Here is a 13,315-nt window from a genome sequence, read left to right on the forward strand (position 1 = left end):
GAGCAACGTATCAACTATAAAACGAACAAAAAGGAGTGCAATTTACCATAATTATGCGTTGAGGTCGCCGTTGCTTCGCAGGGGGTGGGCCGGAGCAGGTCTCCGGCCGGAAGGTTATTCGCTTGCCAGGGCGCGTTGTTGCTGGCGGCGCTTGATGATTTTCTCCCGCAGGGTGTCGTACGCCCAGTTGTAGAGCATGGTGTACGGCAGGAAGAACAGGAAGAAACCAATTTCCAGGGTAAAAGCCTGGAGCAGCGTCACGCCCAGCACGGCGGCAACGATGGTTACGCCAATCACAATAAAGCCGCATTCAAAACCCAGGGCATGCAGGGCGCGCACTTTCGCCGTGCGCTTCACCCGCTGGACGGGCCAGAAACGGTCGAAGCCAAAGTTATAGATAATGTTCCAGAGCATTGCCGTGGTCGCCAGAATAATGGTGAGACCCCCCATTTCAACCACCGAGCGCTGCATTAGCCACGCGGCCGTCGGGGCGAGGATCGCCGTGGCAATGCCTTCAAAACAGACGGCATGGAAGATCCGCTCCGGCAATTTACGTTGGAGTGCATCCTGATGTTGCATATTTACCTCATATTGACGCCAGTATGGGCGTTGATGCGGCCTATTCTTATCGCTTAAGGTGATATATAAAAGATAGTATCCATCGATAAAGTAGATACATCATGCGTTATTCTCCCGAAGCACTGACCGCGTTTGTTGAAACTGTCGCCGCGGGTTCGTTTTCTGCTGCGGCAAGACGGCTGCGTAAAAGCCAGTCCACCATCAGCACCTCCATCGCCAACCTTGAAGCTGACCTTGGCTTTGATCTGTTCGATCGCTCGGCGCGTCACCCGGTGTTAACCGCCCAGGGTGAACAGGTGCTGGGCTATGTTCAGTCGATACTCGCCGCCAGCGCGCGCCTGGATGAGCTGGCCGTATCGTTAACCGCGCAAACGGAGGCGCGTTTTACCTTTGTTCTCTCCGATACGCTTAACCCGGCCGTGCTGGAACAGATGATGAGCCAGTTCGACCAGCGTTTTCCGCACACGGAATTTGAGTGCCTGATTGGGGAAGAGGAAGACGTGATCGATCTGCTGCAAAAGGAGCGGGCGCAAATTGGTCTGACGGAAGCGCGCGACAGCTACCCGACCGATATTGGCGCGACCCGTCTGCCTATGCAGACGCGGATGGCCATTTACGTTTCTGCCGGACATCCTCTGGCAGGGCAACATGAGACGCAGGCGGATGAGCTGCATGGCTGGCGCGAGCTGCGGCTGAGTACCTATCTTGAACGGGAAGCGCCCCTTGCGCGCGGGCCGGTCTGGTCTGCGCCGAATTACCTGTTACTGCTGAGTATGGCGGTACAGGGCTTTGGCTGGTGCGCGTTACCCTGCGCGCTGGTCGACGAATTTGCCGCGTCGAAATCGCTGGTGCAGCTGAACGTGCCGGGCTGGCCGAGGTCGATTGCCATCGATCTGGTATGGAACAAACGAACCCCGCCCGGCGTCGCCGGAAGCTGGCTGCGCCAGTACTTGCAGGACGCACGATAATCCTGTGACTAAACTCACTAATTTTAAACATTTGCGTCAATTGTTGATAACAATCCTCTACTATCGTCATGTCATTTTGCACAGAGGTCGTGATGAAAGATGTCGTTATAGTGGGTGCGTTACGTACGGCTATCGGCTGTTTTCAGGGAGCGCTTGCGCGTCACTCTGCGGTTGATCTCGGCAGCGTGGTGGTAAGAGCGCTGGTGGAACGCAGCGGTGTTGCCGCACATGAAATTGATGAGGTGATCCTGGGCCAGGTACTGACCGCTGGCGCGGGACAAAACCCTGCACGCCAGGCAGCGCTGAAGGGCGGACTGCCTAATACCGTTTCGGCAATTACCATCAACGACGTCTGTGGTTCAGGTTTGAAAGCGCTCCATCTTGCGACGCAGGCCATTCAGTGCGGTGAAGCGGACGTGGTCATTGCCGGCGGGCAGGAGAATATGAGCCGCGCCCCGCATGTCCTGACCGACAGCCGGACCGGCGCGCAGCTCGGGAACAGCCAGCTGCTTGACAGCCTGGTTCACGACGGGCTGTGGGACGCCTTCAACGACTACCATATGGGCGTAACGGCGGAAAACCTGGCGCGGGAATACGGTATCAGCCGCGAGCTTCAGGATGCATATGCCCTCAGCTCACAGCAAAAAGCGCGTGCAGCGATCGACTCCGGGCGTTTTCGCGATGAAATTGTCCCGGTCAGTACCCAGCGCCAGAACGGTGAAGCGCTCATCGTAGATACCGACGAGCAGCCGCGCACCGATGCCAGCGCAGAAGGGCTGGCAAAACTCGATCCGGCCTTTGAAACGCTCGGTTCCGTAACGGCAGGCAACGCCTCATCCATTAACGACGGTGCGGCGGCGGTGATGATGATGAGTGAAAGCAAAGCCCAGGAGCTGGCGCTGCCGGTGCTGGCGCGGATCAAAGCGTTTGCCAGCGTGGGCGTTGATCCCGCGTTAATGGGGATCGCCCCGGTCTATGCCACGCGCCGCTGCCTGGAACGGGCGGGCTGGGAGCTGAACGATGTGGATCTGATTGAGGTCAACGAAGCCTTTGCTGCACAGGCGATCTCGGTCGGGAAAATGCTGGAATGGGATCCGCTGCGGGTCAACGTCAACGGCGGTGCGATCGCGTTGGGCCATCCCATTGGCGCCTCCGGCTGCCGCATTCTGGTGTCGCTGGTACACGAAATGAAAAAGCGTAACGCCCGAAAAGGGATCGCAACGCTCTGCATTGGCGGAGGGCAGGGGGTGGCCCTGGCGATCGAACGGTAGTTTCCTCTCTCTGTGCACAGAAACCTCCCACGGGAGGTTTTTTTGTGTCCGCAGAATCCTTTTTTAACACTTCTGCGTTCTTTCTGAAGCCCGCAATAATTATTGCGCGGTTAATTATTGGCTTTGTGAAGTGCTTAATGTGATCTCACGCCTGAAATTTACGGTTAATACTCTTTTTTTGTTGATGGGGTTCACGTCGATCTTTGCCAAAAAAAATGAAACAAATAATTTCGATCCCTGTCACTAAAATAACGGTGCATAAAAAATAAACTCAAGTTTCATAAAAACGAAACGTTATTTTAATTGAGGGTTTTTTCATGTTTAAGAAATCTCTGCTCCTTGCTTCCCTTATTAGTGCCTCTTTTGCGGCTAGCGCCGTTACCGTCGATCTGCGTCACGAATATATTGACAGCGGCTCGAATGCCGACCGTGTTGCCGTCTCGCACCGCTTTGATAATGGCTTTGGTTTTTCAGTCGAGGCGAAGTGGAAATCAGGCGGGGACAAGGCAAATCAGCCATTCGCGGATGTAGTGGGGAACGGTCACGAAGATCAGATTAGCTGGCGCTGGAAAGCGACAGACAATATCGCCCTGACCCCTGCGTTTACAATTGAAAGCACAGACAGCCGCACTATTTATAAACCGAATCTGCATGTGCAATATAGTTTCGATAATGGCTTCTACGTAGCCGCGCGTTACCGTTACGAATATACCCGCTACCCGTCAAGCGAAAATAAGGACGATGATAAAGTTAACCGTGGCGATGCGTGGGTCGGTTGGGTATTAGGTGACTGGCGTACCGAGCTGAACTATGTTTACGCGAAAAGCTCTGAAGGCGTGGCCCGAAATAACAATAAAGATTATTCCAACGAATATAACGCCAAGCTGGCCTACAAATGGGATAAAAACTGGGCGCTGTATGTGGAGGTGGGTAACGTCGGGGTTAAAGACACGGACGAACGGCAGACCCGTTTCCGTTTAGGCGTGGCGTACTCCTTCTGATGATTCAGTTCCTTCGCTAAAAACCGCCGGGTGGCGCTGACGCTTACCCGGCCTACACCTTTCCTCCACTCCGTTGTTTCTTACGCCGGGTGGCGCTAACGCTTACCCGGCCTACACCTTCCTTCCAATCCGTTGTTTTGTAGGCCGGGTAAGCGAAGCGCCACCCGGCAAAAAGCCCGTGCAATTACCCAAAAAAAAGCCCCCCGAATCGGAGGGCAAGGCCAGTTACAGAAACACTAACTCAAGTCAGGCATGCAACATTTCAGGTTGCTCGGGGAGTTTCGCGATATAGAGGGCCGGTTTGCCGTCTTTATCGGAACTGTACAGCACCGCTTTTTCGTCCGGCGTGAAGGACGGATGCGGGTGGGTTACCTGGCGGCTGTTCGCCACCGTAGCCCATGAAGTGTCATGACGGGCGATGCGGTAATAGACTTTCTTCGCCACGTCAAAGGCATACAGATAAGGATCGTTATCAATGGTGTAGCCGCCAGTGTCTTTCACATCGACAGGCGTACCGGAGCCGTCGCCAACCAGCATGCTGCCGTCAACGTTGCTCATCAGATGCGAACAGGCGGGCATGTTCATTACCGCTTCATTCACGCCGGTGTCCGGGTTGAAGCGGGAGATGGTACGCCCTTGCTGACCTTTCAGGTAAGAGACGTAGATCAGCGCGGACCCGTCCGGCACCCAAAATTCATGTGTACAGCTTTCACCTTCCGCGTGCGTTTTCACTTTCCGCACGTTGCTGCCATCTTCGTTCACCAGCCACATGCGGGCGTCGACCAGGTCGTGCGGCCCTTCATGACAGAAGGCCACGGTATTGTCATCGAACGGGCGATATATCGGATGTCCCAGCCAGATCTTCTCGTCATGAATGGTGGTGCTTTCACCCGTTTTCAGATCAACGCGCAGCAGGCGGCAGTGCGGCCCTTTGTGGAAGAAGTCGTGGAAAATTTTCCAGTCGTTGAGTGGCGTCCAGTCACGTCTGGCAATCTCAATACCCACCAGTTTGGTGCAGTCGCTGTTTGCGACCCAGGTGCCGTAGCCGACCCACTCTTCCGGGACGCGGTACACTTCGCGCTCTGCCAGCGTCTGTAAATCCACCTCCAGCAGGGTGCGATCGTTCTTCACATAGTAGAGGGATTTATCGTCCGGAGAGAGAAACCCGCCAAAGGTGTTATCGCCCGCGCCTTCGGTCAACTGTACCGCTTCGGCGTTTTTCAGATCCAACAGATAATAGTTCCAGTGACCGTCGAACTCCCCGGCGAACAGCAGGTGGCTGCCATCGTTAAAGAAGCACTTCTGGTAAAAGTAGTTGCGATGACAGGTTACTTCCGGTGGGGTCAGGCGGGTGACTTCCACGCCTGTATCCGGATCGCGGCTGACCTCGTAGTTCAGCTTGACCCGCATACCTTTAGCCATAATGCACTCCTTTGAACGCGTAATGTAGGTTGAAAACTGGGTGTTAAATTATCAAAACGTTGTTTCATTATGTGTGACTGACAGCGCAATTTCTCAGTTTCATTAACCAGATTGAGGGTCTTAAAGATTTATCGTGATCGAAACACCATTTCTGGCATAAACAAGCAGAAAAAATGAAACGTTGTTTTAAATGCAATTGAAAACCCCGTGGTCAGGGGATAATATGTGTTCATCACGAAAACGGAACGTTGTTTCGTTATTTATCTTTGCCTTCGGGCACGATCAATTCTGGAGGTTTACGTGGACGTCAGACAAAGCATCCACAGTGCGCACGCTAAAACGCTGGATACTCAGGGGCTGCGCAGTGAGTTTTTAGTTGAGCAAGTGTTCGAAGCCGACAAGTACACCATGGTCTACAGCCATATTGACCGCATTATTGTGGGCGGGATTATGCCGGTAGCGAAAACCGTCTCCGTGGGCGGTGAAGTGGGCAAACAGCTGGGCGTGAGCTACTTCCTCGAACGCCGTGAACTGGGCGTGATTAACATCGGCGGGCCGGGCACCATTACCGTCGATGGCCAGTGCTACGAAATTGGTCACCGCGACGCGCTGTACGTCGGCAAAGGCGCGAAAGAAGTGGTGTTCGCCAGCATCGATGGCAGCAAACCGGCGAAGTTTTACTACAACTGCGCCCCGGCTCATACGACTTACCCCACCAAAAAAGTCACGCCAGTGGACGTTGCCCCGGTGACCCTTGGCGATAACCTTACCAGCAACCGTCGCACCATCAACAAATACTTTGTTCCGGATGTGCTGGAAACCTGCCAGCTCAGCATGGGGCTGACCGAGCTTGCGCCGGGCAACCTGTGGAACACCATGCCGTGCCATACCCACGAGCGCCGCATGGAGGTCTATTTCTATTTCAACATGGATGAAGACGCCTGCGTGTTCCACATGATGGGGCAGCCGCAGGAGACGCGCCATATCGTTATGCACAACGAGCAGGCGGTCATTTCGCCGAGCTGGTCCATCCACTCTGGCGTGGGAACAAAAGCCTATACCTTTATCTGGGGTATGGTCGGTGAAAACCAGGTCTTCGATGACATGGACCACGTCGCTGTTAAGGATCTGCGCTAGTCGCAGGCAGTTAAGCATACATCTGCCTGTTGCTGACAGGCGCTGAACGATTAAGGAACAAACATGATTCTGGATGCATTTTCTCTGCAAGGTAAAGTGGCTGTGGTTTCCGGTTGTGACACCGGGCTGGGGCAGGGTATGGCGTTAGGTCTGGCGGAAGCGGGCTGCGATATCGTCGGGATTAACATCGTTGAGCCAACGGAAACCATCGAGCGCGTTACCGCACTGGGCCGCCGTTTCCTGAGCCTGACCGCGGACCTGCGCAAAATCGATGCGATCCCTGAGCTGCTGGATCGCGCGGTGGCGGAGTTTGGGCATATCGATATTCTGGTCAACAACGCCGGCCTCATCCGTCGTGAAGACGCGATTAACTTCAGCGAAACGGACTGGGACGACGTGATGAACCTGAACATCAAGAGCGTGTTCTTTATGTCCCAGGCGGCTGCGAAGCACTTCATCGCCCAGGGGAAAGGCGGCAAGATCATCAATATTGCCTCCATGCTCTCTTTCCAGGGCGGCATCCGCGTGCCGTCTTACACCGCATCGAAGAGCGCCGTGATGGGCGTGACCCGTCTGCTGGCGAACGAGTGGGCGCAGCACAACATCAACGTCAACGCGATTGCGCCGGGCTACATGGCCACCAACAATACCCAGCAGCTGCGTGCGGATGAAGAGCGCAGTGCAGCTATCCTGGAGCGTATTCCAGCGGGTCGCTGGGGTCTGCCGAGCGATCTGATGGGCCCGGTTGTATTCCTGGCGTCCCCGGCTTCGGATTACATTAACGGCTACACCGTTGCCGTTGACGGCGGCTGGCTGGCTCGTTAATGCAGCCCGAATAAAGAACCTCTGCCCTCGGGTGGAGGTTTTTTTTGCGCCAAAATTGGCTTTATCCATATCCTTAAAGATGAAAAATCCATACTGAAAAGGAATGAATGACAGGTATCACACATTTATTGCTTAAATATTAACCAATTAATAATAAATAAGGTTAAACCACCCTGATTTGAAATTGTAATGTCCATCACAGATCGGTATGTCGTAGCGAAATAATCCATATCTTCACCAGTTCCGGCCTGACACTTTCTTCCGGTATCTCGTAATTTCACTTAACGAATTTCGCTGTTGAGGCAGGAAACTATGACATCTGTAAATGACTCTACCCTTATGCCCGCTGCGCTGCGCGATACCCGACGCATGAACCAGTTTGTTTCGGTTGCGGCCGCCGTAGCCGGTTTACTGTTTGGTCTGGATATCGGCGTTATCGCTGGCGCACTGCCCTTTATTACCGACCACTTTACGTTAAGCAACCGCCTGCAAGAGTGGGTGGTGAGCAGCATGATGCTCGGCGCGGCCATCGGCGCGCTCTTTAACGGCTGGCTGTCGTTCCGTCTCGGGCGCAAATACAGCCTGATGGTCGGGGCGATCCTGTTTGTTGCCGGTTCCATTGGCTCGGCGTTTGCCACCAACGTTGAAGTGCTGCTGCTCTCCCGCGTGCTGCTGGGCGTGGCGGTGGGTATCGCGTCCTACACCGCGCCGCTTTACCTCTCCGAAATGGCGAGCGAAAACGTGCGCGGGAAGATGATCAGCATGTACCAGCTGATGGTGACGCTCGGTATCGTGCTGGCGTTCCTGTCGGATACGTACTTCAGCTACAGCGGCAACTGGCGGGCAATGCTTGGCGTGCTGGCGCTGCCTGCGGTGCTGCTGATTGTGTTAGTCATTTTCCTGCCGAACAGCCCGCGCTGGCTGGCGCAAAAAGGGCGTCACGTGGAGGCGGAAGAGGTGCTGCGCATGCTGCGCGACACGTCTGAAAAAGCGCGTGAAGAGCTGAACGAAATCCGCGAAAGCCTGAAGCTGAAGCAGGGCGGCTGGTCGCTGTTTAAGGCAAACCGCAACGTGCGCCGCGCGGTGTTCCTCGGCATGCTGTTGCAGGCGATGCAGCAGTTCACGGGGATGAACATCATCATGTATTACGCCCCACGCATCTTTAAAATGGCCGGATTTACCACCACCGAACAGCAGATGATCGCCACGCTGGTGGTGGGGCTGACCTTTATGTTCGCCACCTTTATCGCGGTGTTCACCGTCGATAAGGCCGGCCGTAAACCGGCCCTGAAAATTGGCTTTAGCGTGATGGCGCTCGGCACCTTAATACTCGGCTACTGCCTGATGCAGTTCGATAACGGCACGGCGTCCAGCGGCCTCTCCTGGCTCTCCGTTGGCATGACCATGATGTGTATCGCCGGTTACGCGATGAGCGCCGCGCCGGTGGTGTGGATCCTGTGCTCTGAAATTCAGCCGCTGAAATGCCGCGACTTTGGTATCACCTGTTCCACCACCACCAACTGGGTGTCGAACATGATTATTGGCGCGACCTTCCTGACGCTGCTGGATGCGATTGGCGCGGCAGGCACCTTCTGGCTCTATACGGTGCTGAACGTGGCGTTTATCGGCGTGACCTTCTGGCTGATCCCGGAAACCAAAGGCGTGACCCTGGAGCATATTGAACGCAAGCTGATGAGAGGGGAGAAGCTACGTAATATCGGCGTGTAATGTCATTGCCCGGTGGCGCTTCGCTTACCGGGCCTACGATACCGTGTAGGCCGGGTAAGGCGTAGCCGCCACCCGGCTTTGTGTTTACCGCATCGCACGTCTCAAAATACGCTCCGCCTGACGCTGGAAGTCAGCGGCCGTCTCTTCCACGGTTTTCTGCCCGTAGTCGATATACTGCAAAGAGGTACCGAACTGCGCCACAATCTGTGGGTCGTCAAAGTATGGCGAGACGGTGAGTTTCGCCGGCAGCGACTGCGCCAGGCGCAGGCCCGCCACGGATGGATCGTCCTCTTTAATGGTGCCGTCTTCGGTCAGATACTGCACCGCCACTTTGCTCAGCGGCACGCCGCGCTCAAGACCCAGCGTATCGACCCCTTCTTTGCTGTTGAGCAGGAAGTTAATCAGCTTCGCTGCCGCTTCCGGGTTTTTGGTCGTCTTACCAATCGACAGCATCTGCGCCGGTTTGAAGAACAGACCCGCGTCGGTGGCGCCCGGCAGCATTGGGTAGCTGCCCAGCTCCAGTTTCGCCGGTGGCTTCAGGTTGTCGGAATATTTGTTGATGGTGGAGTTCCACATGTAGGTGCCGCCCCATTCCCCCTGGATCCACGGCTTCATCTCATACATGTTGCTCTTACCGAACGAGGCATAGTATTTGGTGTCCGGCATGACGTGGCTGTCGATCAGCTTTTTGTAGGTCTGGAAAAACTCCACCCACTGTTCCTTTGTGTAGCTGAACTTTTTGGTTTTCTCATCCACCGCAGGAATGTTGTACTTCTGGATCATGTACGAATTCAGCAGCGCCAGCGTATCCTGGTGCTCCAGGATCACCGGATAGTATTGCTTGCCGAGCTTGCTCTCGAAGGTTTTACCGGCCGCCATCAGCTCGTCCCAGGTTTTCGGGTACGCAATACCCGCTTTTTTCCAGGTTTCGTCATTGAAGTAGAACACGCGCGCCGTCACCGAGATCGGAATGCCGTTCAGCTTGCCGTCCACGGTGGTGGTTTGCAGCTCTTTGGGATCGAACTGCGACAGGTCGATCACGTCCTTCATCTTGTTCAGATCGTAGAAGCCGTCACCGGTTTTGGAGAAGATCGGCAGCCAGTTCCAGTTCGTCTGCATGACGTCCGGCTCGGTGCCGCCCGCAATCTGGGTGGTCAGACGGGAGAGGTGACCGTCCCAGCCGGTGTATTCCGCTTTCACGTTGATGTCCGGGTTCTGCTTATGGAACTCTTCCAGCGCTTTCAGAGTGACCTGGTGACGGCCGTTGCCGCCCCACCAGGACATCCGTAGATCCACATTCTGCGCCATCGATGGCAAAGCGGTAAGGCTGAGGGTCGCGGAGATTGCTGCGCTTAAAAGCACTTTTTTCATTTTTATCACTCCATCAGAGAGAGAGGTTCTGTTCAGTTTTTGCGTCAAAAATATGACACTTGTTCATCTCAAACGTGAAATACACCTTACGATGAAGGCCCTTATCAATCATTGGTTTAGCTTCATCGGACGGGATTCGGGCGGTCAGTTCATAGTCCGCGACCTTCAGGTACACAAAGAATTCGTGGCCCATGTTTTCAACGCGCACCATCTCCCCGCTACAGCCGCCGTCCGGGAAGGGCTCATCAGAGAGCGATACAAATTCCGGGCGCACGCCGTAGAAGATCTCCTGACCCGCGTAAGCCGCGACTTTCTCCTGCTTCTCCGCGTTCAGCGGCATGGTTTCATCGCCAATGGCGATGTGCAGCTGGCCCGCTTTTTCGACCAGCACGCTTTTGCGTATATTCATCTCCGGCGCGCCGATAAAGCCCGCCACGAACATGTTCTTCGGCTTGTGGTAGAGGTTGTCCGGCGTGTCCACCTGCATGATATGGCCGAGCTTCATCACGCAGATGCGGTCGCCCATGGTCATCGCTTCGGTCTGGTCGTGGGTCACGTAAACGGTGGTCGCCGGTTTCCCTGATTTCTTCAGCTGCTTGTGCAGGTCAGAAATACGGATACGCATCGAAGCGCGCAGTTTGGCGTCGAGGTTTGAAAGCGGCTCATCGAACAGGAACACATCTGGCTTTTTCACAATCGCACGGCCTACCGCCACGCGCTGCGCCTGGCCGCCGGAAAGCTGGCGCGGCAGGCGGTCGAGCAGCTCTTCCAGCTCAAGAATTTTGGCGGCTTCATTCACCTGAGACTCAATCTGATCTTTCGGCAGCTTGCTCAGCTTGAGACCAAAGGCCAGATTCTCGCGCACCGTCATATGCGGATAGAGGGCGTAGTTCTGGAACACCATTGCTATTCCGCGCTCTTTCGGCGCGAGGTTGTTCACGATCTTGTCGCCAATGCGCACCTCGCCGCCGCTGATGGTTTCCAGCCCCGCCAGCATGCGAAGGGTCGTGGATTTGGCGCAGCCGGATGGGCCGACGATCACCATGAATTCCCCTTCAGCAATTTTAAGATCGATAGCGTGTACCGCTTTAAAGCCGTTGGAGTAGACCTTTTCCAGCTTGTTGAAAATAACTTCAGCCATGGTATTTCCCTCTTAACCTTTAATTCCGCTGCTGGTGACGCCCTGTACGAAGTAGCGCTGTGCCAGGAAGAAGACAATGATGGATGGCAGAATGGAGATGCTCGCCATTGCCAGAATTTCGTTCCACGGCGCGCCTTCGGTGACGTCGATGGACATTTTCAGCGCCAGTGCGATGGGGTATTTATCCACGCTGTAGACGTAAATCAGCGGCCCGATAAAGTCGTTCATGGACCACATGAACTGGAACAGGGCGACGGAGATAATGGCCGGTTTCAGGATCGGCACCACCACGTACCACAGCACCTGAATGGAGTTACAGCCGTCGATCTGCGCCGCCTCCTCCATGTCACGCGGGACGCCGCGCAGGAACTGGATCAGCATGAAGACGAAGAACCCCTGAGTGGCGAAGGCCAGCGGCAGGTACAGCGGCATATAGCTGTTGAGCATGCCCATTTCACGGAACATCAGGTACTGCGGGATCAGGAGCACGGTGCTGGGCAGCAGCATGGTGGTGATGAGCGTGGCGAACCAGAACTTCTTCCACGGGATCTCGAAGCGGGCAAAGCCGTACGCCACGATGGTGGAGGAGATAATGGTCAGGATCACTTTCGGGATCACATACTTAAAGGTGTTCAGCATGTAATGGCCGAAGTTGTACTCGGTGCCGGTTTTCCAGCCGTTTACGAAACCATCCCAGGTGGCGTGGGCAGGCCACAGGCTCAGGGTGGTGAAGATCTCGTGGTTCGGTTTGAACGACGCGGAGAACATCCACACCAGTGGGTAAAGCATCAGCAGGCCGACAACCAGCAGGATCACATAGCGAACGGTGGCGTTGATTTTCTCTCTGCGCAGCGTGCGGGCCACTTCGCGTTCGGCGACGCTTCTTGCCGTGGAGAGTTGTTGAATATCAGCCATTTTTGCCTCCTTTATCGGCGGAGTAGAACACCCAGTATTTCGACGACTTAAAGGCGATACCGGCGAAGACGGCCACCACCAGGAACAAGATCCACGCCAGCGCCGCGCCATAGCCCATATCGAAATACTTAAACGCGGTGTCGTAGATGTAGAGCGAGAACAGATAGGTCGAATAGGTTGGCCCGCCGCCGGTAATCACGTACGGCCCGGTAAATTCCTGGAACGCCTGCGTGGTCTGCATGATGAAGTTGAAGAAGATCACCGGCGTAATCAGCGGCACGGTCACCTTCATGAACATCTGCCATTTCGATGCGCCATCGATCATCGCCGCTTCATACTGGGACTGCGGGACGTTTTGCAGCGCGGCCAGGAAGATGACCATCGCGGAACCGAACTGCCAGACGCGCAGCAGGGTAACGGACATCAGCGCCAGCGACGGTTCGCCCAGCCAGTTCACCGGATCAAAGCCAAATACGCCGATAAAGCTGTTCAGCAGGCCATCGATGGCAAATAAGGCGCGCCACAATACGGCAATGGCGACGGAGCTGCCGAGGATCGACGGAATATAGTAGGCCGTTCGGAAAAAGCCGATGCCGCGTAATTTAAAGTTCAGGACAAAGGCAATGCCTAATGCAAAGGCGAGCTTTAACGGGATGGTTAAAAATACATAGGCAAAGGTCACGCCCATGGATTTCCAGAAGAGCGTGTCTTCGGTAAACATGTAGCGATAGTTTTCGATGCCGTTAAACACCGGCGGACTCATCAAATCGTAATCCGTAAAGCTGAGGAAAAACGAAGAGACGAAGGGGAATGCCGTAAAGAGTATCAGCCCGATGATATAGGGTGATATCCATGCGAGCCCCAGCAGCTTGTTTTCATTCATACATACCTACCTGGCAATCAATGGTTTAATACGAAATCTGCTTTGTTACATTTTCCCAAGCCTGCGATGCGCGG

12 protein-coding genes are annotated in these 13,315 nt (G+C 54.9%); 6 read left to right on the top strand and 6 right to left on the bottom strand.

What is annotated here, in order from left to right:
• Window positions 1-114: 114 nt before the first annotated feature.
• Window positions 115-579, bottom strand: coding sequence for a multidrug/biocide efflux PACE transporter (locus tag RHN82_RS14135; RefSeq protein WP_047051827.1), 465 nt, complete (start codon window positions 577-579; stop codon window positions 115-117).
• Between the two features lie 101 nt (window positions 580-680).
• Between RHN82_RS14135 and RHN82_RS14140 the strand changes: the two genes are divergently transcribed.
• From RHN82_RS14140 to RHN82_RS14150, 3 genes are all read left to right on the top strand, one after another.
• Window positions 681-1,547 carry a LysR family transcriptional regulator gene (locus RHN82_RS14140; RefSeq protein ID WP_047051826.1) on the top strand — a complete coding sequence of 289 codons (867 nt, stop codon included), beginning with the start codon at window positions 681-683 and terminating at the stop codon, window positions 1,545-1,547.
• 92 nt (window positions 1,548-1,639) lie between these two features.
• Window positions 1,640-2,818: an acetyl-CoA C-acetyltransferase gene (locus RHN82_RS14145; protein WP_017692722.1), complete on the top strand. Its 1,179-nt coding sequence runs from the start codon at window positions 1,640-1,642 to the stop codon at window positions 2,816-2,818.
• Between the two features lie 317 nt (window positions 2,819-3,135).
• Window positions 3,136-3,819, top strand: coding sequence for a porin (locus tag RHN82_RS14150; RefSeq protein WP_047051825.1), 684 nt, complete (start codon window positions 3,136-3,138; stop codon window positions 3,817-3,819).
• A gap of 246 nt (window positions 3,820-4,065) precedes the next feature.
• Here RHN82_RS14150 and RHN82_RS14155 read toward each other — a convergent pair whose 3' ends face one another.
• Window positions 4,066-5,241: an oligogalacturonate lyase family protein gene (locus tag RHN82_RS14155; protein ID WP_047051824.1), complete on the bottom strand. Its 1,176-nt coding sequence runs from the start codon at window positions 5,239-5,241 to the stop codon at window positions 4,066-4,068.
• Between the two features lie 300 nt (window positions 5,242-5,541).
• Between RHN82_RS14155 and kduI the strand changes: the two genes are divergently transcribed.
• The 3 genes from kduI to RHN82_RS14170 all read left to right on the top strand — a co-directional run bounded on the left by kduI (window position 5,542) and on the right by RHN82_RS14170 (window position 8,931).
• Window positions 5,542-6,378 (top strand): 5-dehydro-4-deoxy-D-glucuronate isomerase, encoded by an 837-nt coding sequence (gene kduI / locus RHN82_RS14160; protein ID WP_047051823.1) that lies wholly within the window; start codon window positions 5,542-5,544, stop codon window positions 6,376-6,378.
• Between the two features lie 63 nt (window positions 6,379-6,441).
• The gene (kduD, locus tag RHN82_RS14165; protein ID WP_003862835.1) at window positions 6,442-7,203 is read left to right on the top strand and encodes a 2-dehydro-3-deoxy-D-gluconate 5-dehydrogenase KduD; all 762 of its coding nucleotides are present in this window, start codon (window positions 6,442-6,444) and stop codon (window positions 7,201-7,203) included.
• Between the two features lie 312 nt (window positions 7,204-7,515).
• Window positions 7,516-8,931 carry a sugar porter family MFS transporter gene (locus RHN82_RS14170; RefSeq protein ID WP_045348047.1) on the top strand — a complete coding sequence of 472 codons (1,416 nt, stop codon included), beginning with the start codon at window positions 7,516-7,518 and terminating at the stop codon, window positions 8,929-8,931.
• Between the two features lie 84 nt (window positions 8,932-9,015).
• On the opposite strand, the gene RHN82_RS14175 is transcribed toward RHN82_RS14170, so the two are convergent.
• From RHN82_RS14175 to RHN82_RS14190, 4 genes are read right to left on the bottom strand one after another with little or no spacing between them, the layout of a single operon-like run.
• A complete protein-coding gene (locus RHN82_RS14175) occupies window positions 9,016-10,302 on the bottom strand; it encodes an ABC transporter substrate-binding protein (protein WP_047051822.1) in 1,287 nt (428 codons plus the stop codon).
• A 13-nt stretch (window positions 10,303-10,315) separates the two neighbouring features.
• Window positions 10,316-11,443, bottom strand: a complete 1,128-nt coding sequence (locus RHN82_RS14180; protein ID WP_017382861.1) for an ABC transporter ATP-binding protein — start codon at window positions 11,441-11,443, stop codon at window positions 10,316-10,318.
• Window positions 11,444-11,455: 12 nt separating this feature from the next.
• Window positions 11,456-12,358, bottom strand: coding sequence for a carbohydrate ABC transporter permease (locus RHN82_RS14185; RefSeq protein WP_047051821.1), 903 nt, complete (start codon window positions 12,356-12,358; stop codon window positions 11,456-11,458).
• Window positions 12,351-13,241, bottom strand: coding sequence for a carbohydrate ABC transporter permease (locus RHN82_RS14190; RefSeq protein ID WP_003862825.1), 891 nt, complete (start codon window positions 13,239-13,241; stop codon window positions 12,351-12,353). The genes RHN82_RS14185 and RHN82_RS14190 overlap by 8 nt, the downstream gene beginning before the upstream one ends.
• Window positions 13,242-13,315: the final 74 nt, after the last annotated feature.

Source organism: Enterobacter cloacae complex sp. EB5, assembly GCF_031432835.1.
GTDB classification, from domain to species: domain Bacteria; phylum Pseudomonadota; class Gammaproteobacteria; order Enterobacterales; family Enterobacteriaceae; genus Enterobacter; species Enterobacter hormaechei_C.

What these genes read in the sequence shown, in the direction of transcription:
- RHN82_RS14135 (WP_047051827.1), bottom strand. Translation starts at nt 579, where the DNA reads ATGCAACATCAGGATGCACTCCAACGTAAATTGCCGGAGCGGATCTTC.
- RHN82_RS14140 (WP_047051826.1), top strand. Translation starts at nt 681, where the DNA reads ATGCGTTATTCTCCCGAAGCACTGACCGCGTTTGTTGAAACTGTCGCC.
- RHN82_RS14180 (WP_017382861.1), bottom strand. Translation starts at nt 11,443, where the DNA reads ATGGCTGAAGTTATTTTCAACAAGCTGGAAAAGGTCTACTCCAACGGC.
- RHN82_RS14145 (WP_017692722.1), top strand. Translation starts at nt 1,640, where the DNA reads ATGAAAGATGTCGTTATAGTGGGTGCGTTACGTACGGCTATCGGCTGT.
- kduD (WP_003862835.1), top strand. Translation starts at nt 6,442, where the DNA reads ATGATTCTGGATGCATTTTCTCTGCAAGGTAAAGTGGCTGTGGTTTCC.
- RHN82_RS14155 (WP_047051824.1), bottom strand. Translation starts at nt 5,241, where the DNA reads ATGGCTAAAGGTATGCGGGTCAAGCTGAACTACGAGGTCAGCCGCGAT.
- RHN82_RS14175 (WP_047051822.1), bottom strand. Translation starts at nt 10,302, where the DNA reads ATGAAAAAAGTGCTTTTAAGCGCAGCAATCTCCGCGACCCTCAGCCTT.
- RHN82_RS14190 (WP_003862825.1), bottom strand. Translation starts at nt 13,241, where the DNA reads ATGAATGAAAACAAGCTGCTGGGGCTCGCATGGATATCACCCTATATC.
- RHN82_RS14185 (WP_047051821.1), bottom strand. Translation starts at nt 12,358, where the DNA reads ATGGCTGATATTCAACAACTCTCCACGGCAAGAAGCGTCGCCGAACGC.
- RHN82_RS14170 (WP_045348047.1), top strand. Translation starts at nt 7,516, where the DNA reads ATGACATCTGTAAATGACTCTACCCTTATGCCCGCTGCGCTGCGCGAT.
- RHN82_RS14150 (WP_047051825.1), top strand. Translation starts at nt 3,136, where the DNA reads ATGTTTAAGAAATCTCTGCTCCTTGCTTCCCTTATTAGTGCCTCTTTT.